The following is an 18,189-nucleotide window of genomic DNA, read 5'->3' on the forward strand; positions in this document are numbered from 1 at the left end:
CCTGGGGAACAGAGGTGCTGACTAACGCCTGACCGACTATCCTAATTCAGCCCGGTCGGCGTTCAAAGATGTACGGAGTATACACTGAGGAATTAAAACGAGCTAGAGGAAATCCGTTTCCCAACGACGGCGACCAGAGCGTGACCATTAAAGACGGTGTTGATGCGAAACGGATGGGCGCCGGACTGACGGAGCAAGGAGGCCAGCGCGTGGTGATCGAAGGTATGGAGGATCCCATGGCGGATGGCTTCGTGCAGCCGTCCGAGATAGTGGAGAACCCCTTGAGGCTGGGGGCCGAATTCATCCACATTGGCCATCCGGAGATGTCGTCGGTAGAGGGTGGAAAGATCCGTGTCGGCATGAAACACGGTGAAGACGAGACGCCCTTGCGGATGGAGGATCCTGACCCATTCGCGAAGCGTGGCTTGCGGGGAGTTGACGAAAGACAGCGAGAGATTGCAGATGATTCGATGCAGAGATCGGGAACGGAACGGAAGCGTCTGCGCCCACTCCGTTCGCACCCAGGCGCATCTCATGGCGGGAATCGACGTGAGGCCGCCGGTTCGCCCGCCGGCAAGTTCGCGCTGAAGGATATCCGTGTGGTCCTGCACCTGCCGTAATGGATCCGCCGAACGTCCCAGTCCGATGAGGAGCGGGGCCTGTTCCGGCGACTGTCCCCGCTGTCTCGTCCAATAGGAATGGTTGACCAATATTGTCCGGGTCATGTCGCTCTGTCCAATACCGGCATCCACGACGATCGTTTCCAGGGACAGCGGGGTCAGAAAGGCATGCAGATCGTCCAGGAGCTTTCGGTATTCGTGAAGGGTGGCCAAGTGAGGGAGTTGTTGTAGATGGGCCAGTTCCAGTGCGTCGCGGTTGATTTGGGATAAATTGCGATGGAGGCGCGTCTGCTCCAACTCCAAACAGAGCTGGCGCGCGAGCATCTCAGAGGCCGCCGGACGCAGTTCGGTGGAGTTCGGCTGCCACGACAGTGCGACCGTGATGTGGTCGAGAATCTTCCGGAATGCCGAGGATTCCGTCTCATCGACATGGAACCGGCCCGCGATGGAAGAGGGAATGCTGATGATCATGGTCTGGCTGCTGAGCGCGCTGAGAAAGTCATGCGGCAGATCCGAGGGAGGAAGCGGGCTCGTTTCATTCCGGGGGCCGGTGACGATCGCGAGCGGTGAATGCAGGAGCCGGATGTCCTCCAGGGTGGATCCGAGGTCCGTCATGCGGCCGGCTATGGTGTCGGCGACGAACTGGTCAAGATTGACGTTGAGGCCTAGTACGTTTGTGATTCCGCGCCGCAATCCGTAGCGATAATCCGCAATCAGATCGTGTCCATGGACGGCCATCAACGCGGATCCGACGTCGACGACGGGATTCAGCAGCATCAACAGGTCGAGCGGATGCGTCTGAACCGTCATCTTTAACGCGGCCCGCGCACTCAGATCGCTGGCCAAGACCACGACGCGGGCCGACGGCCAGGTGTGCTGGACAAACTCGACGACTTTGGCAAGGTCTGCTTGCATGCCCCGCAGCGTCGTGTTTTGCGGTTCCCCGTCGCTCAGGCCGAGGTGATTGGAATGATCGTAACGCAGTACTCGAAGTCCATGGCTCAGCAAAAAATACGACAGCCCGGCGTAGTCGCGGGACGTTTGACCGTAGCCCGGTGCGATGATCAGTACCGGCGTGTCCGGCGCCATCGGCCGTCCGAGATGATCGTCGACGATGACGATGGTTTGTCCCCGCGCGGTCCGGCATTCCCGTTGGATGCTGAGGACCGATGTCTCCCCGTGCACTTTCATGCTGGTGGGTGCCCAAAGGTGTTGCCGAACGAGACGAGCCAATTCGCGCTCGGCATAGGGACTGAGCGGCAGGAAGCTGACGCCGACACGCACGGCGGGAGCGGCTTGGGCCAGTCGAAGCTCGCTCGAAGCGGCCGTCTCGGGAACTGACCAGACGACCCTGACCGGCAGCGAGAAGTCGGGGGTTCCAGGTTCGTGAAGGCCCGAATGGGCGGAGAGTTTTCCCGAAGCGAAGTGGAGCAGCATGAGGTCACGGAGGCGGTCGTGGCCGGCGTTGACGATCAGGCACGCTCCCTGCCGGCTGATGTCCGTTACCCGTGCGATCAAACGGTCCTGGCCGTTCTGCGGTTCCGCCTCCAGTCGAGCGGGAAGAGCCAACGGAACCCGTACGGTTTCCCGCCGGTCATCGCCATAGGGCGCGGATGGTGCGCGATCCGCCGCCGTCGACGTGATATGGACATCGAGGGAAAAGCTCAGCGATTGTTCCCGCGCGGCTTCGACGAAGGACCCAAGAACGGAAGAGTCGGAATCGCTCGGAGTGTCGAAGACGAGAATCAGGCGAACGGGCTGTGCTCCCTGGGGTTTCGGCGTATCGATAGTCTGCCGGGGGACGGCGGCGGCGGTCAGTTCCAATGCGCCGACCGAGGTTCGCAGTACGGCTCGAACCGTTTGCTGATCGAAGGCCGGAAAGTCCTGGGCCAGAGTGATACAGGCACCCCCCTGACCCAGGTTGACGAGAGTGCCGTGCCAAACCGCAGATCCGATGGTCACGCGAGAGGGCAGTATGGTGGTGACACGTGAAGCGCCTCTGCGATCTCGTGCATCGCCCTGGTGAGGCGCCGAAGGGAAGTGCGTCGGGGTCTGCGGAGGCGGGGAGGGTCGGGTCTCCTCGATTTTCAAGGGCGTGGCCGGAACGGCCTCGACGGTTTCCGTCACCGGAGTGTCCGGGATGACGGGAAGCCGCAGGACAGCACGAAGCGGCCCCGACGCGGGAAGGGAGAAATCCAACCGGCCGTTCAATGCAGAAGCCAGGGTGTAGAGTCCCGGCCAGTCCACGATGTTCGATGTGTCCGGCGGTAACGCTCTGCCCACACGGTCCACAGACGAGATGTCAGACTCCAGACATTCGATCTCGATTTCGCTCGGCGGCGGCAAAGGGAATAGGACAGCACCGGCTGCGTCCGCCTCCCGACCCGCCGGGGCCGTCCGGATACGCAGAGAGTGCTGTCTCCCGACGGCGGTCAACATAGTTCGCATGGCCAAGAGCAGTTGACGCATGCACTCAATGGCTTGCGCACGGTCTCCCGAAAACAGCGGCAACCGGGACGCATAGTCAGTTGTGACGGGGAAGGGCCACGTACTGTGAACGGACAAGGATGCCATCGCTTCGTCGATCAGGTCGTTGATCGTGCGTTCGGCTGCGGCCTGGTCGGCCGTGGCGTGCATCAATCCGACGAACCGCTCTCGCAGGGTGTCGGCGACAATCGATTGTTCGACGATGGCGGCGAGTTTGTCTTCCAAGTTGACGGCGCGCATGGTGTCCAGCAGGGCCTGTGCTTCCCGACGCAGAGTCTCCAACGGGCGGGCGATCTCCTCGGACAGCGTGATGAACTGGTCGATGACGGTTCGAGTGAGGTGACCTCCCGTGGGCGCTGCCACCGAGCTTCGAGCCGGCGTCCGTCCCAGCGCGTCGGAGGACAGGTTTCGAATCACCCCGATGGTGCCCAAGAAGCGTCGGTGCGGATCGTACAATCCGCGGGCACGCACTTCCGCCGGCACGGCCTTGTCCGGCTGGTCCGTCGAGGGTTTTCCGCGGAAGGTCAGCTCGATGCCTCGAGTGTTTCGAGAGCCGGAACGCCGTTCGTTGAACCGAAACGCCGCCGCCGCATGGTCTTTCGGAGAGAACACCGTTGTGTAGGGTGCGCCGACCAGCTCCTCGGGTGCATAGCCGAGTAACAGTGAGACGTTCGGTCCAAGCGATACGAAGTGGCCATCGGCATTCAGTTCATAGAAAATATCCGGTATCGAGGCGAGGAGATGCTGATAGCGCGACTCGGCTCGCGCCGCCGCGGCTCTGAGCTCCTGTTTTTCCAGTGCTTGCCTGGCGCAGAAAAGAAGCTCGGCGAGAAACGCGGGAGATTGCTTGGACAATAGAAAGTCCGCGCCGGTCCGCATGGCATGGGCGGCCACGGCAGTATCGGGTTGATTGCTTTGCAGGATCACCGACGCGTGGTCGGCCTGGCGCTTGAGGTCTTCGATCAGTCCCTGATCATGTTCGGACAGACACCCCTCGTCGATGAGGATCAGTGTCCATTCCACGGCGTATGCGCGGGAGAGGGCCCTGGCTTCTTGCGCGGAATAGGCGATGTCGACGCGGCAATCCGAAAAAAATCCTCGGAAACCGACTGTGATGAGCTTGATCTCTTGGGGATGACTGTTGACGATCAGGATCGAAACCGGCATGCGCTGCGCCATCGAGAAATTTCCTGGCGTGCCGAGTCGTCCGGATCGTTCCGATCGGCGTCGGCAGAACGCGCGATCGTACCGGCTGTTTCGAGACCGGCCGGCCCGGTCATGTCAGAGATCGTCGTCAACCGCTCGTGTAGGGTTGGTATGTGAATATCATACGAGGTCGACGGAAACACAGTCCAGATGGGGTGGAACTCGCTCCCGCTTTGGTAGGGGGCGGGCGGACAGAATTGAGAACCTGCACAAAAAAGGACGGTGGTCGGGAACGGGCGGAAGCGATGGGACGGTGACCGGCGGGTTCGCGGGACGCCGGCGGGGCGAAAAATGGGAGGAAGGTTATCGGACCTGTGCCGTACTAGGCCCGGGGCAGGCGCCCGGAGTCATGTACAACAGATAGTTTCCCATGCCGTGCTGGTCCTCTTTCTTCTGCAGCGGATGGTGATGGACCATCACCATCTCATAATCGTCGCTCTTGGTGACCGCAAACCCCTGGCCGTTCTTGTATACCTGATGCGGAGGGAACTCCAAAAAGGTGCCGTCCATGGAGACGTCGGGAACGGTTCGCAGCAGGGTCTCCTTGCGAGTCTTGTTCTCCAAGGCGATCAACAGTAGCTCGTCGTGCCCGTGGGGGTAGGCGAACTTCACGCAGCCATCCATCGAAAACTTCAGCGGCGCGGCATGGACCTGGACGCCCGGCTTGATTTCGATGCCTTCATCGGTCTGATCGGCCCCGCGCTGGGAAAACTTGCTGTAACACACCACGTTCACGCCCACTTGGTACACGTCCATTTCCTTCACCGAAGCGCCATCACGGGCCATGTACATCGTAAAGCTGGCCATCACGTCGCGTGTCGGCGGGGCTTTGTGATAGAAGGCGACGACCGACATGAGATTCTGGCCTTTGGCCAGTTTCACCCCGTACCCGTCCGGAAACTTCGCCTCCGTCATTTCGAGACCGGCGCCGCCGAAAAACAGCGGTTCGCCCGGACACGACACGCTCGGCTTGTCGTTGTTGAGCATCAGGATATGGTGCAGGTAGTTGCGGGGCAGCTGAGTGCCGTCCTTGGTGAACACTTCGGATTTGAATCCGACCATGTACATGTCCTTGGGGAGTTGAAAGACATGCTTGGGCATGGATGCGGCCAAATCGCCGTCGTGCGCCGATGGCAGGTCGATCGGCCCGAACGTCAATCTGACGAGATCGTCTTCTATCGTAACCGTCGTCGTGACCTGATTGGCCAGCGTGGGAACCGCATGATGATCGTGCGCGTTATGTCCGCCGGATGCCCAGGCCGGCGACAGCATGCAGAGGCTGACAAACAGCACGATGAAGGCTGACGACATGGAACCTCCTCAGGCGGTATCTCCTCAAGCTCTCTCGACCCGGGAGCGCTTGCGGAGTTCGAATCGAAACTATTTGGTCACACCCGGCGCTGGTTCACCGATCGGCGGGGCCGGTGCGATCCGCTTCCATATATATGTACCGCCCCATTGCCGGGGAGGGATATTCTTCTTGTCACCTACGCGTGTATACCACCAGACACCCTTGGCTTGCGCGCCATCCTCGGACAATAAGACCTCGAAGCCCCCTTCACGGTCGTTTCCCGTCTGATGCCATGTGCCGTGCCAGGCCCGATCCTCAAGCTTCGTCGTGATGAAGCGGCCTCCTTGCTGGCTGTACGGCCCATTGCCGGCCTTGTCCAGGGTCGCCTTGTAGGTCTTGTTGTCTTCGACTTCGAGAATAGTCCATTCACCGCTCAGGTCCGTTTCTCCGTTTTGTGAGACGACGGTGGGCCGCACGGAAGCATCATGTGAGGTTTCGTCGGCCAGCTGAACGGCACCGCCGGAATTCCGGAACGATTCGTGCCAGGACAAGAGCACCCATTGCCCGTCGCGGCGTTCCAGTACACCGGTTTCCCGAAGCGGCAGCAAGGCCCGCTGTGATTTCTGGTCCTGAACGACGGTGCGGATGTAATCCAGTTCCATCGTGTACCAGGCAAGGTCTCCCTTGGTCCAGACCTTCAGTTCCCGAATCGGAAGATCGAGTTCGGCGGCCGAGCCGAACTCCTCGAGCATGTCGCGTTCGATGTCGGGCCAGCCGACGTATTTTCTTCCTCCGATGGTGTAGCTGATGATATCGGAGTCGTGGGCCATCAGTCGCGACAGGGCGGCCATGTCCTTCTCAGCGTTGGCGCGAACCATCGCCCGGATCGCGGCCTCGGGGCTGTGCTCTTCGGCGGCCGCGTGCCGTCCGGATGAGTGTACGAGAATTGCGCCAATGGTCAGAGCCCATGCCGTTCGATGAACCACATGCCGCATCCCCATGCCGGATAGACCTCTCAGTGTGGCGCGCACCGTAAATCGAGGCTACATGCCCGATACGGTGTTGTCAATGGCTCGGTGACCGCCGGTGGCCTCTACACGCATACAGACGATGACTGTCACGTTGTCCTCACCTCCCCGGTCAAGCGCCTGGTCGATGAGGGCGTCGCGGAGCCGGGAAGGATCGGCTTCGGCGTCGGAGAGACGCGCAGCAATCTCACGGTCGTCCAGCATTTTGGTGAGGCCGTCCGTACAGAGCAGCAGCCGGTCCTCAGGCTGGAGCGGGATCGTCGTCGTGGTCGGCGTGACGTGCCGTTCGATACCGACGGCTTGGGTGAGGACGTGCCGTTCAGGATGGATCTTGCTCTGAGCTTCGTCGATCAGCCCGCTCCGAAGGTATTTCTCGATCAACGTATGGTCGCGCGTCAACTGGCGTAGCGTTCCGGCCCGGTAAAGGTAGGCACGGCTGTCGCCGAGATGCGCGATGGAGACGACCGGCGTCGGAACGCCGGTGATCGTCATCGTCACGATCGTGGTGCCCATGCCGGTCAGTCCGGGCTGCGCCTGGGCCTGCTCGTGAATCTCCCGGTTGGCGGCGATGAGCCATTCGCTCAGCATTCGGCAAGAATCGTCGGTCGTGCGATGTTCGGAGAGCAGGGAGGATTCGGCGGCTTGCAGAATGGAGGCGACGGCCATGCGTGCCGCCACGTCACCCGCCGGATGTCCCCCCATCCCGTCGGCAACAACCCAGACCATGCGGTCGTTCAGGACGGCGAACGCATCCTGATTGGTCGTGCGAACGTATCCCGTTTCGGTGCGGCCCGCGCCGAACCAGCGATCCGGCGGCGTCATGAGCGTTCTATTCCGTTCATCGAGCCGGACCGGCGGATCTCAGCAACCGAGCCCGGTCCATAACGGGCGGCCAAACCCTCGAAGACCCAGTGGGCCAGTTGCTCCAGGTTTTGAGTGTCGGCGGCGTTGTATTTCAACAGGAGGTCCAGGGCCGACTCGCTGCCGGCCCGCCAGTGCTGCCACAGCCGGACGGCATCCCAGCCATCCAATCCCGCGAGATCGTCGTCTCGGTGAATCTGGACTTCCCGTTCGATGCTCTTGAGTCCTCCGCGCAATCCCAGCCTCCGGGCAGCCGGACAGAGATCGAAGTGAGGCTTGCGGAAGTCCAGTCTCGGAAAGGTCGCCTGCAGGTAAGGAATGTCGAAGCCGCTGCCGAAAAACGTGACCAGTAGGTCGGTCTGGGACAGTTCGTCATGCAGGCGATCTTCCGTGAGGTTGTCGCCATGCACGAGGCTGCTCATCCGACCATTGCGGTAGAGTCCGACGACGGTGACATGTCCGAGGCCATGCGGCAATCCGGTGGTTTCGATGTCGAGATAGAGGGTCCGGTGCCGAAAGGTCTCGAACAGGCGCCAGTGATCGCGACGTTTCAGGGCGGTGGCGAAGAAATCCGCTCGCCCCGCTTCCAGGCGCGACACGGCCTCGGCAAGGTCCCGATCGTACCAGGCCTTCCTTGCCTGTGAGATACCGGAGACCGTCGGCCGCTTCAAGAACTCGGACCAATCGCCGATTCCGTCCTGCCAGAACCGCCGTTCGGTGCCTGGTCCCACGCCTTTGAGCAACACGAACGTCGAGGTGAGCATGCGGGGGGATTGTAGCCTTGATTTCACCTGATAAACAAGCTAGAGTCCGCTATAGATGCGGGTTTTCAAGCAGGACCGTCTGCGTCGACCGGTTGGAAATGACCTCTGAACCACCGAAGAAAATTCGCATCACCGTCGGACCGGTCCAGGTCGAGGCGGAGCTAAAATCCACCAGAACGGCCCGGGAAGTCTACGCAGCTTTACCGGTCGAAGCGCCCGTCAATGTCTGGGGGGAGGAGTTTTACTTCAAGCTGGGGGGCGTCAAGGATCACCGAGAGACCGCGACGACGCAAGTCAAGGTAGGCGACGTCGCGTTCTGGGGAGCGGGGCAGGTACTGGCGGTATTTTTCGGCCGAACGCCGATGAGTATGGGATCGGACCCCGTTCCGGCTGACAGAGTCAATGTTATCGGCCGGATCGTCGGGGATGCGACGGTGCTGCGGCGCGTCATGGAAGACGCTCGGACCATCAGAGTGGAGCAACTGTAGGCGATGCGTCTGTCGAAGGAGCGAATCAGGCATATGGCCGAAGCGTTGGCGGTTCGGCTCGAAACCGAGGGCGATGTCACGCTCAATGCGCCTCGGAAATCGTTTGCTCAGGCGCTTGAGACGGTCATCACCGACGAATTGTCGATTGAAGATCGGTTGAATACCGAGGTTCGGCAGATGCTGAAGGCCCATGAACAGGAAATCGAGCGAGGCCGCGTGGACTACCAGAAGATGTTCATGATGCTCAAGCAAAAGCTGGCTCGGGAGCGCGGCCTCATCCTGTAACGGACGACCAGGCCCGTCCGCCGGGCGGCTCGTCGTCAAAGCGGACATCCATGTTGAGCGACGACAAGGTCAACCATCTTTCGCACGTGATTCTGCAAGCCGTCAAGAAGAGCTCTTTGGCCGCCGTGACGGCCGACGACGGACGGCTGTTGAAGCAGATCAAGCGGACGCTGGCCGCCGAACTGGAAGCCGAGGAAGAAATCGATCGGAAGATACGGGCCAAGCTGACGTCGTATTCCAGGGGCATCGTCGAGGGCAGTCCGGAGTGGGACGTGCTCTATCGAAAGACCTTTGAGGAAGAAACCAAGAAATATGCAAAGGGATGAGTGGTACATGGAACCGAAATACAGAACCCACGTGCTGATGGTTGTTTTCAGCGTGCTGGCATTGGTCGGAATGATCGCCTGCTCGAAGCAGAAGCCCAAACCACTGGTTCCGTTGACGTTGGAAACCGGGGCGCCGGCGCAGGCCGTCTCGCTGACCGAGCAGGGCATCCAAGCTTATCATGGGAGACAATTCGAGGAGGCGAAGGGATATTTCACGCAGGCGGTCGCGGCGGCGCCGCAATCCGGCCCTGCGCACTACAACTATGCGCTGGCGCTCTATTCGCTGGGGGACGCGGAAGAGGCCAGGAAGCATTTCATGGAGGCGGCGAACCTGGCCCCGGGTGACAAAGTGATCTGGGATTCGCCGGCGCTGCATCAGTTTGGAAATCCCGAATCGCCGAAAGCGATGAAGGAGCATCAGACCACGACGAGTCGGCCCACCTTCGGCGGCGGACCGCGCTAGGGCTGGGAGTGATCATCACGAGAAGGAGGAGCCGGGACCATGGGGAGTACATTGGAAATCGGGGACAAGGCGCCGGAATTTGCTCTGCCGGACCAGCACGGCAAGACGGTCTCGCTGAAAAATTTCAAGGGAAAGCAAATCGTTCTGTATTTCTATCCGAAGGATGACACGCCAGGATGCACCAAGGAGTCGTGCGATTTTCGCGACGTCGAATCGCAGATCGTTCGGGCCGGGGCGGTGATCGTCGGCGTGAGCATGGATGGGCAGGATTCTCATCAGAAATTCATCAAGAAGTACGGGTTGCCGTTTCCGTTGCTCAGCGATGAAGACGCGTCGATCTCGAAAAGCTACGGCGTATATAAGGAAAAGAACATGTACGGCCGGAAGTCTTGGGGGATCGAGCGGAGTACCTTCGTGATCGATCCCGCCGGCACGCTCAAAGCCGTCTTCCGGAAGGTCAAGGTGGACGGTCACGCGGACGAGGTCCTGACGGCGCTCAAATCCTGACCCCTCTCACACATGGCAGCGCGGCGCGCATGGTCTGCAGCGGTGGTGTCGAGCGTGGCGATGCTGTGGTGTCTCGCGGCTCCGCCGTCGGGCGTCTCCCTGGCGGCGGACGTATCCAGCGCCACCCTCTCGGCGCACGACGTGTTGGTCTCTCCGAATCTTCCGGCGGTGGTCGAAGCCGGCCTGACGGTGGAGCGGCGAGGAAAGCAACTGCCGGCCCCGGGGACCTCTCTCGAATTGGTACAGGACATGCGGGTTCTGGCGACAGCCGTCACGGACGAACGCGGAATGGCGGCCTTGCGGTTCGTGCCGACTCGAAGAGGAAGCCAGCAACTCATTGTTCGCACGCTGTCGGGATCGGCCGTGACCGCGACGGCGGCGGTGACCGTTGCGGTGTGGGAGCGGCGAACGCCGATCCTGACGGTCGAAGCCGCGGCTCTGCGTGATCCCGTCTCCGGTGAACCGTCTCCCGACGCGGCGGAGGAACTCCGCAGGATGACGCAGTTCTATTACAACGTCGTGTATGTGGTGGCCGAAGCGGGCGATTCCGGGCGGCGGCTTGCCGCCGGCAGTCGTATGAGACAGTGGCTGGCCGATCACGGATTTCCCGTCGGCTACGTGCTGGTGTCGGCGTCCCCCGAAGCGTTTGGGCCGAAATTGGATGAGCTGCGTTCGGCTGGATGGACGACGATCAAGGTCGGGGTCGGCCGAACGAAGGAGTTTGCCGAGGTGTTCGTGCAGCGTCGTTTGGAAGCCGTGGTGGTTCCCGAGCCGGCCAAGGGAGAGGCGCCGCGCAAGGCCAAAGTGGCTAAGAATTGGAAGGACGTGCGCAGGCAATTATAGGACAGTGCGGTTCGAGTGCGGCCGGGCTTACCATTTGCCGAGCCACTGGCGTGTACCGGCGTAGTATGCGAAGACCGCCACGCCAAGGACGACCACGGCCTGAACGATATGCTGCATGTGGATGTCGGGCGCAATCCACCGCGTCAGATAGAGCAAGCCGGCAGCCACCACGGTAACGCCCAGCGTCGTGCGCCTGGGACACGGACGAAGGCGCCGTCCTTCGTAGGCGAGAATGACCCAGACGACCGCCCATCCGAGCGCGCCGATGATGAGGGCGCCCGCCATGTCGGTGAGGCTGAGCATCATGCTGTCGGTCAGCAGATTGAAGGTCTTTCGCGTCTTGAGTTCCGGCCGTATCCTGCTCCATTCTCCGAAGATGAGCAGGAACCACACGATGAAGACACCCAGCAGAAACCCCTCTTTGGACATGCCATACTCGGAGCCTCCTCGGATGCCTCCCTCGGAGCGTGGCCCTCTGTGCATCTGCGACACGAGGTCATACCCGCACTCACAAATATAGGTCGTGTCAGGATTGTTCAGCAGGCAGCGTGGGCATTCAATCGGCATGTCGGACGCACCGTACTCTGATGATATCCTGTGTTGTGTAGCTGAAGAAAGGGATGATGTCCATGATTTCAGGGGCCAGGCCGTCGCCGTTCTTGTTGTTCGGAAGCGTCGCCGCGGGACTGGCGGTCGCGGCCGGCGCGTTCGGATCCCATCTGTTGAAGAGTCTGTTGGACGCTCCCATGCTGACCGCCTTCGAAACGGCCGTTCGGTATCACATGTACCATGCGCTGGCACTGTGCATGCTTGGATGGGCCGGCCGGCAGAAACACGCGAAATATTGCTCCGCCGCCGGCTGGTGTTTCGTCGCCGGAATCGTACTGTTCTCAGGGAGTTTGTACGGTATGGCGCTGACGGGTGCTCGCTGGCTCGGTGCGCTGACCCCTGTGGGCGGGACGGCGTTTCTTGTCGGCTGGAGCTTGTTGGCCCGGCATGCGTGGCACGAAATCATGCGGCCCTCCGGAGAAGGCTAGGGCTAAGAGACTCAGGGCGTACAGCCGGCGGTCCGTTTGCCGGTGATCGAACCCCATCCCCCTTGATTGTTCACAAAGGAGCCCTCCAGTCGTTGGGATTCCTTGCTGAACAGGAGACTGTCTTCCTGGACTCGTCCGTCGATTTCCCACCGAAGATACACGGTATCTCCGAGGACGATGGTTTCGGCGAGACCGGCGAGACCGCTGCCGTCTTTTCCCGCGGGAGGAAACATCAGGGAGAGCTTTTGCTCCTGGTGGTGTTGTTGATGATTGTGAATCACCCACTGCCATGTTCCACAGAGCCGGGTTTGTCCTCGCAATGCGCGGACCCGTTCCTTCCAGGATTTCAACCGCCACCATTCTGACCAGGCTTGCTGACTGGCTTCCATGGCGGTCTGACCTGCGGCCAGTGCCAGCTTCGTATGATCCAGCGGCGGTTCGGCGGCCGGCGAAGAATCCTGGCCCGGGCCCGGTACGGCCGGTTGGATTTTTGCCAAGGACGGAAACGGACCGTTGGCTTTCAGCCACTCGATGCGTCGGGACGCCGGATCGGGCAAAGCGGAAATGGACTCTCCGGCCTGCTGCAGGGACGTGCTGACGCTGTCGGCGAGCTGCCAGGCAGCCAACGCGGCGACGAGTCGCTGAGCCGATTGGGTGATCTCACCGAGCAGCAGGTCCTTTGACATTTTGGCGGGAAGGGCCTTCGCGCCGATGGTAGCCGCGACCTCAGACAGATTGACGGCGGGTCCGATGGTCGTCGCGAAGATCTCCTTCGCCGCCTGGTCCGAATCCACGGCCGCCAGCTTGTTGCCATGCGTCGTCAGGTTCAGCGGCCAGTCCGGAAAGCCGGCGGGTCGAGAGGCGGTTGAGTCAGCCCCGGCGGTCCCGATCGCTCCGAACAAATACAGGACCGAACACGCGAGAATGGTCAGCGCACGAGCGAGGGTTCCCGCGGCGGGATCGGACTTCTTCACGATGTCACACGACAAATCCAACTAGCACCGACTGTTGCCGTCGATTGAACCGGCAACTATGTCCCTTGGAAACAGGTTTTCAAGAATGAGGTGGTGGTGCTCCAAGCCTCGGCGGTGGCGTCTGGGCGATAGCCGTCCGGACGAGTCTCATTACTGAAAGCGTGGCCCGCACCGGGATAGGTTCGGACTTGGACGCGCTTTCCGTGCTCCTGCGCGGAGGCGGTGAGCCGGTCTACATCCTGTTGGGATACCCAGGTATCCTTGTCCCCTCGATGGTAGAGAAGAGGACAATATAGATCCTTCAACGCCGAATCCGTTGCCGGGATACGTCCATAATAAGAGACGGCGGCCCGGAGCCGCTTTCTCTGACCGGCGAATCGGATTGCAAAGGTCCCGCCCATTCCGAATCCTACGACGCCGTGGATATTCCGCTTGATGTAGTCTCGCGTGTTCAAATATTCACAACAGGAATTGACGTCCTGCAGAATTAACGAATCATTCAATTTCCCCATGAGGGCGTCGGCGACCTCCGCACTTGCGGTCACCGTGCCTCCCAGACGGCCGTAGAGGTTCGGAATGATGACGCCGTACCCTTCGCAGGCGAGCTGGGCCCCCAGGTCCTTGATCTGGGAATTCAGGCCCCACCATTCGTGGAGCAGTACTATCCCCGGATAGGTCCCTTTCTCCTGAGGCCAGAACAGGATGCATTCGACTTGCACATCTTTAGTCGTCCTGGTGCGGATGTAGGGATCGACCGATGCGTCCGTGGAGGTCGGAATGGCCACTCCGCTCGGAAATCTGGCGGTGCCGGTTCCGATTTGTTGCAGGGTAAACGGGGCTGATGCTGATGTCGTCACGGCGTGCCCTACTCCTTCATGCCTGATGATTCCAGCGGCCGTCCAGCGGCCGAAAATCTACTATAGGGATCGGTCCTCCGGCTTGTCAATGCAGCCTGGCAGCGTGCCACGGTGGGGCAAGGATCAGTTTGCCATCAGACGCGCTGAAGTTTGCTGGTCGCGCAGAAGCGCAAGAGGAGACTTGATCCACCCCGTCACGGTGCATGACGATGGCCTGCGTCGTCATACGGCGACCGCGTTCTCGATGTCGCACATTGGGTTTGGCGCGCGGGATCAGTCGGGGCTGGCCCGAGCTTTCCGCGCAGGCCGAAATCCTCCACGATTGAACTTGCCATCCCCGCACGCGTACAGTCTGTTCATGAGCGTGTCGAATCAACAGATCGGAATCGGATTGATCGGGGTGGGGCGGCACGGACGCCGGTATTTGGATCATCTGCGGACCGATGTGCCGGGAGCCGGTGTGGTAGCGGTCTGTCGGAAGCGGACGGGCCTGCCGGCAACCGGGGCATTGGCCGGCCTTTCCCTCTATGCCGACTATCGAGAATTGATCGCCGACCCGCTGGTGCAGGCGGTCGTGGTGGTGACGGCACCTGCGTTATGCCCCGAGATCTGCCTCGCGGCCGCGGCGGCCGGGAAACCGATACTCATCGAAAAGCCCCTGGCGAACTCCGGCGCAGAAGCCCGGGCCATGGTGGCCGCCGCCGAGCGGGCCGGCGTCCTGCTGATGACCGCTCAAACCATGCGGTTCGACGCCACGGTGCTCTCGGCCAAGGCGCAGTTACCGGCCATCGGCCGGCTCAGGCTGGTCGATCTGGTCAATCACGTGGATTCGGCGGCGAGCATTGCGAGCCGCTCTTCCGGGACGGCCGTCCCGGGAGCGCTTCTCGAAATCGGCGTGCACCTCTTGGATCTCGTGCGGTTCTTCACCGGAGAGGAAGTGGCGCAGGTGGAGTGCCGGTTGGATCGGCCGGATGGCGCGGTCGAGGCCGCCGCACGTGCGGTGCTGCATACCGCCGATGGCGCGGTCTGTTCGATCGACGCCGCCCGCGTGGACACGGGACGAATCGGCACCATGCAATGGGAGGGAACGGAAGGCACGGTGACCGCGGATTGGGTCAGGCGAACCGTGACCTGCCGCATCGGAGGGGGGCGTCCACGCCAGTGGACGGTCGAGCCGGCGCCGACCATCGTGGCCGTTCTGCGCGCCTTTCTCTATGCGATCCGGACGAACACCCAGCCGCCGGTGAGCGGAGTAGACGGTTGCCGCGCCGTCGAATTGGCGGACGCCTGCTATCGGTCGGCGGCATTGGGTGGGACGGCCGTGTCTGTGCAGGAATTCCCCTGACGCCGTCGTGGCGCGGCGCGGACGAGTTTAGGTATCGGCCACGATGTGGGTGTCCGTTTCCTCGACGCCGTCAATCTGGTGAATTTTTGTGATGACCACGTCGGACAGCGCGCGCTCGTCGTTGACGCTGATGAATACGAAGATGTCCGGTTGTCCGAAACAGGAGTGAGCCTGTTCCACGCCGGTCAATCGTTTGAGGGATTGGAGCACGTCCTTGGTTCGCCCCGCTTTTACCTTGATCAGAATGTAGGCCTTGGTTGCCATAGTCCTCCTCCTTGTCTGGTCGTCATGACCGCCCTCCCGGCATGTCCCGGCGTCGCTCGGCGAACACCTCCTCGATCTCCCGCCCTCGATTCCGATATTCACGGCGAGCCTGATCGAACAATCCGGTCAAAAACTCGAAATCCTGCAGCGTAAGGTTGAACGCGGAAAATCCCGCGGCGAGTTTCTCCAAATCGCCGGGATCGGCTGAACGCCGGCGCTCCGCGAGTGCCGCCAGCACCGTCCCCGTCCATCCGGTCTTGGCAAAGGCGGCTTGCTCCGGTGCGGCTTGCGCTTCGCCGACGTGCGTGACCAATGCCTGATGGAAAAATTCATGAACCGCCGGATTGGTGCTCTTTGCGAAGACCGATTGGAATTGAATGACGACCCTGATGACATGGTTGGCCTCCGGCGTGCCTTCAGGCGGCAGGATCCGGGCGTCTTCCAGCGTAGCGAGCAGGGCCATGGCCGATCCGACATGTTGTGAAGGGGCTCGCCCTTCTGCTCCCGCGGAGACGGCGGAGAGCACCATCGTCGAGGTGGCGACGGCGAGAAGGAGGAGTAGGGACCGGATCAACATGGGCGGATTATACAGAAGTCCATAGCTTCTGGAAGGAGTGGAAGAGAGCCCCAAGATTCGGCATATCATGGTAGGGATAAATGGAACCATTTTCCTGTATTTACAAGATGTTATGGTTGCACGGCTTGAGTCGGATTTCTATAATCCTCCCCGTGTCGATGTGATTCGGGGAGGACAATCGAACTGATGTTGGCCAAGGTGCTGAGCGTCGCACTTGTCGGACTCGATGCGCATTTGATTGAGGTGGAAGTCGATATTGCCGGCGGGCTCCCGCAATTTTCCGTCGTCGGTCTTCCTGATGCGACGGTCCGTGAGAGCCGCGATCGGGTGCGCTCTGCGCTCAAGAACACGGGTTTTCACTTTCCGGCCAAGAAGATCACCGTCAATCTGGCCCCGGCGGACGTGAAGAAAGAGGGAGCCGGTCTGGACCTGGCCATCGCCATTGGAATCCTTGTTGCCGAGGAACTCGTGCCGGCCGACCGCGTCCTCCGACGCGTACTGGTCGGAGAGCTGTCGCTGGACGGTCACATCAAGCCGGTGCCCGGGGCGCTCTCCATCGGAATCGCCTGCGGCCGTGAGTACGGTCTTCTTCTGCCGGCGCGCAACGCCGATGAGGCTGCTCTGGTGGACGGGGTCGTCGCCTATCCGGTTCACACGCTTCCTGAAGCGGTGGGATTCTTGCGCGAGACTCAGACGATCGAGCCGGTGGTGACCGATCGGGTCGGGTTTGGAGTGGTTCGACCCGCCGCCGATGAGGACTACGGTGACGTCAAGGGGCAGGCTCATGCGAAACGCGCCTTGGAAATTGCGGCAGCCGGCGAGCACAACGTGCTGATGGTCGGACCGCCCGGCTCAGGCAAGACGATGCTGGCCAAGCGGCTGCCGACGATTCTGCCGTTGATGAAGCCTGACGAAGCAATCGAGACCACCCGCATTCACAGCGTGGCGGCACAATTGACGGCGGGAAGTGCGTTGTTGACCGTTCGGCCGTTCCGGGCGCCGCATCACAGCATTTCGGACGCGGGATTGATCGGGGGTGGAACGATTCCACGCCCCGGAGAGGTATCCCTGGCCCACAACGGCGTCCTGTTCCTTGACGAATCGCCGGAATTCAGGCGGCCGGTACTCGATGCGTTGCGCCAGCCCCTGGAGGACGGACATGTGACGCTGACCAGGGTCAGCGGATCGTTGCGGTATCCCGCCCGATTCATGCTGGTGGCGGCCATGAATCCTTGCCCTTGCGGATACTATGGCGACCGGTCGAAAGAATGCGTGTGTACTCCCCACCAGATCCGGCGATATCGAGCCAGGCTTTCGGGGCCGTTGCAGGATCGGATCGACATTCATATCGAAGTTCCTCCGGTACCGGTGCGCGAATTTCATGACCGCGGCGCCGAACCCGAATCTTCTTCCGCCATCCGCACCCGGGTGCTGGAGGCGCGGGACCGGCAATCCGCGCGGTACCGGGACGACGGGATTCATACCAATGCCCAGTTGAAGCCGAGGCTGGTGAAGCGGTATTGTGGCCTGGATCATTCGGGGCGGGAACTGCTGGAGCGCGCCATGTCCAAGCTCGGTTTGTCGGCAAGGGCGCACGGCCGGATTCTCCGGGTCGCCCGGACAATCGCGGATCTGGCCGGCTGCGAACGGATCGACCCCGTGCACGTAGCCGAAGCGATCCAGTATCGAAGTCTGGATCGTCGTCTGGAGCTTTGAACGACCGTCATGGTGTCGGCACTCAAAGTCTTTCTGTGGTGGTTCGTGATCGGCGCGACGATGGCCTTGGCGGTCATCATGCTGCAGGGAGGCATCCGTGAAGTCATGCAAGCCCAAGGCTCCGTGTGGGAGTTGAAGCTGGTTGAATTGATGACGACGATCATGGGCGGCGGGCTTCTCGGAGGCTGCATCGCCCTGATTCTCGATCGGATCAAGAAATCTTAATGAGCGCGGGTAATTAAGGACAAGG

Annotated in this window: 20 protein-coding genes; 10 read left to right on the forward strand and 10 right to left on the reverse strand. The window is 61.3% G+C overall.

Annotated features, from left to right (window positions below):
• Window positions 1-92: 92 nt before the first annotated feature.
• The 5 genes from NSJP_RS12170 to NSJP_RS12190 form a co-directional block, all read right to left on the reverse strand.
• Window positions 93-4,286, reverse strand: a complete 4,194-nt coding sequence (locus tag NSJP_RS12170; RefSeq protein ID WP_080887156.1) for a PilZ domain-containing protein — start codon at window positions 4,284-4,286, stop codon at window positions 93-95.
• A 330-nt stretch (window positions 4,287-4,616) separates the two neighbouring features.
• Window positions 4,617-5,624 carry a hypothetical protein gene (locus NSJP_RS12175; protein ID WP_080887157.1) on the reverse strand — a complete coding sequence of 336 codons (1,008 nt, stop codon included), beginning with the start codon at window positions 5,622-5,624 and terminating at the stop codon, window positions 4,617-4,619.
• Window positions 5,625-5,693: 69 nt separating this feature from the next.
• Window positions 5,694-6,590 carry a YybH family protein gene (locus NSJP_RS12180; protein ID WP_172834311.1) on the reverse strand — a complete coding sequence of 299 codons (897 nt, stop codon included), beginning with the start codon at window positions 6,588-6,590 and terminating at the stop codon, window positions 5,694-5,696.
• A 57-nt stretch (window positions 6,591-6,647) separates the two neighbouring features.
• Entirely contained in the window at window positions 6,648-7,454 is an 807-nt protein-coding gene (locus NSJP_RS12185; RefSeq protein ID WP_080887159.1) for a Stp1/IreP family PP2C-type Ser/Thr phosphatase, read from the reverse strand.
• Window positions 7,451-8,257: a ribonuclease H-like domain-containing protein gene (locus NSJP_RS12190; protein WP_080887160.1), complete on the reverse strand. Its 807-nt coding sequence runs from the start codon at window positions 8,255-8,257 to the stop codon at window positions 7,451-7,453. The genes NSJP_RS12185 and NSJP_RS12190 overlap by 4 nt, the downstream gene beginning before the upstream one ends.
• Window positions 8,258-8,355: 98 nt before the next feature.
• On the opposite strand from NSJP_RS12190, the gene NSJP_RS12195 reads away from it, so the two are divergent.
• From NSJP_RS12195 to NSJP_RS12220, 6 genes are read left to right on the forward strand one after another with little or no spacing between them, the layout of a single operon-like run.
• Entirely contained in the window at window positions 8,356-8,745 is a 390-nt protein-coding gene (locus tag NSJP_RS12195; RefSeq protein WP_080887161.1) for a cyclophilin-like fold protein, read from the forward strand.
• A 3-nt stretch (window positions 8,746-8,748) separates the two neighbouring features.
• A complete protein-coding gene (locus NSJP_RS19865) occupies window positions 8,749-9,030 on the forward strand; it encodes a DUF507 family protein (RefSeq protein ID WP_080887162.1) in 282 nt (93 codons plus the stop codon).
• A 50-nt stretch (window positions 9,031-9,080) separates the two neighbouring features.
• The gene (locus tag NSJP_RS19870; protein WP_080887163.1) at window positions 9,081-9,356 is read left to right on the forward strand and encodes a DUF507 family protein; all 276 of its coding nucleotides are present in this window, start codon (window positions 9,081-9,083) and stop codon (window positions 9,354-9,356) included.
• A gap of 7 nt (window positions 9,357-9,363) precedes the next feature.
• Window positions 9,364-9,819 (forward strand): tetratricopeptide repeat protein, encoded by a 456-nt coding sequence (locus tag NSJP_RS12210; RefSeq protein WP_172834313.1) that lies wholly within the window; start codon window positions 9,364-9,366, stop codon window positions 9,817-9,819.
• A gap of 39 nt (window positions 9,820-9,858) precedes the next feature.
• On the forward strand, window positions 9,859-10,326 hold the full coding sequence (gene bcp, locus NSJP_RS12215) for a thioredoxin-dependent thiol peroxidase (protein WP_080887165.1): 468 nt from the start codon (window positions 9,859-9,861) through the stop codon (window positions 10,324-10,326).
• A gap of 12 nt (window positions 10,327-10,338) precedes the next feature.
• The gene (locus NSJP_RS12220; RefSeq protein WP_155970141.1) at window positions 10,339-11,169 is read left to right on the forward strand and encodes a hypothetical protein; all 831 of its coding nucleotides are present in this window, start codon (window positions 10,339-10,341) and stop codon (window positions 11,167-11,169) included.
• 27 nt (window positions 11,170-11,196) lie between these two features.
• Here the strand turns inward: NSJP_RS12220 and NSJP_RS12225 are convergent, their stop codons facing one another.
• Window positions 11,197-11,598 carry a hypothetical protein gene (locus NSJP_RS12225; RefSeq protein ID WP_155970143.1) on the reverse strand — a complete coding sequence of 134 codons (402 nt, stop codon included), beginning with the start codon at window positions 11,596-11,598 and terminating at the stop codon, window positions 11,197-11,199.
• Window positions 11,599-11,789: 191 nt separating this feature from the next.
• Here NSJP_RS12225 and NSJP_RS12230 point away from each other — a divergent pair, with 191 nt between their 5' ends.
• Window positions 11,790-12,206 (forward strand): DUF423 domain-containing protein, encoded by a 417-nt coding sequence (locus tag NSJP_RS12230; protein ID WP_231989374.1) that lies wholly within the window; start codon window positions 11,790-11,792, stop codon window positions 12,204-12,206.
• Window positions 12,207-12,217: 11 nt separating this feature from the next.
• On the opposite strand, the gene NSJP_RS12235 is transcribed toward NSJP_RS12230, so the two are convergent.
• Together NSJP_RS12235 and NSJP_RS12240 are read right to left on the reverse strand one after the other, a co-directional pair.
• Entirely contained in the window at window positions 12,218-13,180 is a 963-nt protein-coding gene (locus NSJP_RS12235) for a hypothetical protein (RefSeq protein ID WP_155970145.1), read from the reverse strand.
• Window positions 13,181-13,236: 56 nt separating this feature from the next.
• Entirely contained in the window at window positions 13,237-14,037 is an 801-nt protein-coding gene (locus NSJP_RS12240; RefSeq protein ID WP_172834314.1) for a dienelactone hydrolase family protein, read from the reverse strand.
• A gap of 358 nt (window positions 14,038-14,395) precedes the next feature.
• Between NSJP_RS12240 and NSJP_RS12245 the strand changes: the two genes are divergently transcribed.
• A complete protein-coding gene (locus NSJP_RS12245; protein ID WP_172834315.1) occupies window positions 14,396-15,382 on the forward strand; it encodes a Gfo/Idh/MocA family protein in 987 nt (328 codons plus the stop codon).
• 27 nt (window positions 15,383-15,409) lie between these two features.
• Here the strand turns inward: NSJP_RS12245 and NSJP_RS12250 are convergent, their stop codons facing one another.
• Together NSJP_RS12250 and NSJP_RS12255 are read right to left on the reverse strand one after the other, a co-directional pair.
• Window positions 15,410-15,646 (reverse strand): Lrp/AsnC family transcriptional regulator, encoded by a 237-nt coding sequence (locus NSJP_RS12250; RefSeq protein WP_080887170.1) that lies wholly within the window; start codon window positions 15,644-15,646, stop codon window positions 15,410-15,412.
• Between the two features lie 22 nt (window positions 15,647-15,668).
• On the reverse strand, window positions 15,669-16,223 hold the full coding sequence (locus tag NSJP_RS12255) for a hypothetical protein (RefSeq protein ID WP_080887171.1): 555 nt from the start codon (window positions 16,221-16,223) through the stop codon (window positions 15,669-15,671).
• A gap of 186 nt (window positions 16,224-16,409) precedes the next feature.
• Between NSJP_RS12255 and NSJP_RS12260 the strand changes: the two genes are divergently transcribed.
• Window positions 16,410-17,939: a YifB family Mg chelatase-like AAA ATPase gene (locus tag NSJP_RS12260; RefSeq protein WP_080887172.1), complete on the forward strand. Its 1,530-nt coding sequence runs from the start codon at window positions 16,410-16,412 to the stop codon at window positions 17,937-17,939.
• Window positions 17,940-17,948: 9 nt separating this feature from the next.
• On the forward strand, window positions 17,949-18,164 hold the full coding sequence (locus NSJP_RS12265; protein WP_080887173.1) for a hypothetical protein: 216 nt from the start codon (window positions 17,949-17,951) through the stop codon (window positions 18,162-18,164).
• Window positions 18,165-18,189: the final 25 nt, after the last annotated feature.

Origin of the sequence: Nitrospira japonica, from assembly GCF_900169565.1 — a bacterium.
GTDB classification, from domain to species: Bacteria; Nitrospirota; Nitrospiria; order Nitrospirales; family Nitrospiraceae; genus Nitrospira_C; species Nitrospira_C japonica_A.

Excerpts from the sequence above, each read along its gene's own strand:
- NSJP_RS19865 (WP_080887162.1), top strand. The coding sequence starts at position 8,749 with ATGCGTCTGTCGAAGGAGCGAATCAGGCATATGGCCGAAGCGTTGGCG.
- NSJP_RS12170 (WP_080887156.1), bottom strand. The coding sequence starts at position 4,286 with ATGGCGCAGCGCATGCCGGTTTCGATCCTGATCGTCAACAGTCATCCC.
- NSJP_RS12230 (WP_231989374.1), top strand. The coding sequence starts at position 11,790 with ATGATGTCCATGATTTCAGGGGCCAGGCCGTCGCCGTTCTTGTTGTTC.
- NSJP_RS12250 (WP_080887170.1), bottom strand. The coding sequence starts at position 15,646 with ATGGCAACCAAGGCCTACATTCTGATCAAGGTAAAAGCGGGGCGAACC.
- NSJP_RS12220 (WP_155970141.1), top strand. The coding sequence starts at position 10,339 with ATGGCAGCGCGGCGCGCATGGTCTGCAGCGGTGGTGTCGAGCGTGGCG.
- bcp (WP_080887165.1), top strand. The coding sequence starts at position 9,859 with ATGGGGAGTACATTGGAAATCGGGGACAAGGCGCCGGAATTTGCTCTG.
- NSJP_RS12260 (WP_080887172.1), top strand. The coding sequence starts at position 16,410 with ATGTTGGCCAAGGTGCTGAGCGTCGCACTTGTCGGACTCGATGCGCAT.
- NSJP_RS12245 (WP_172834315.1), top strand. The coding sequence starts at position 14,396 with ATGAGCGTGTCGAATCAACAGATCGGAATCGGATTGATCGGGGTGGGG.
- NSJP_RS12190 (WP_080887160.1), bottom strand. The coding sequence starts at position 8,257 with ATGCTCACCTCGACGTTCGTGTTGCTCAAAGGCGTGGGACCAGGCACC.
- NSJP_RS12185 (WP_080887159.1), bottom strand. The coding sequence starts at position 7,454 with ATGACGCCGCCGGATCGCTGGTTCGGCGCGGGCCGCACCGAAACGGGA.
- NSJP_RS12175 (WP_080887157.1), bottom strand. The coding sequence starts at position 5,624 with ATGTCGTCAGCCTTCATCGTGCTGTTTGTCAGCCTCTGCATGCTGTCG.
- NSJP_RS19870 (WP_080887163.1), top strand. The coding sequence starts at position 9,081 with ATGTTGAGCGACGACAAGGTCAACCATCTTTCGCACGTGATTCTGCAA.
- NSJP_RS12255 (WP_080887171.1), bottom strand. The coding sequence starts at position 16,223 with ATGTTGATCCGGTCCCTACTCCTCCTTCTCGCCGTCGCCACCTCGACG.
- NSJP_RS12225 (WP_155970143.1), bottom strand. The coding sequence starts at position 11,598 with ATGTCCAAAGAGGGGTTTCTGCTGGGTGTCTTCATCGTGTGGTTCCTG.
- NSJP_RS12195 (WP_080887161.1), top strand. The coding sequence starts at position 8,356 with ATGACCTCTGAACCACCGAAGAAAATTCGCATCACCGTCGGACCGGTC.
- NSJP_RS12265 (WP_080887173.1), top strand. The coding sequence starts at position 17,949 with ATGGTGTCGGCACTCAAAGTCTTTCTGTGGTGGTTCGTGATCGGCGCG.
- NSJP_RS12210 (WP_172834313.1), top strand. The coding sequence starts at position 9,364 with ATGGAACCGAAATACAGAACCCACGTGCTGATGGTTGTTTTCAGCGTG.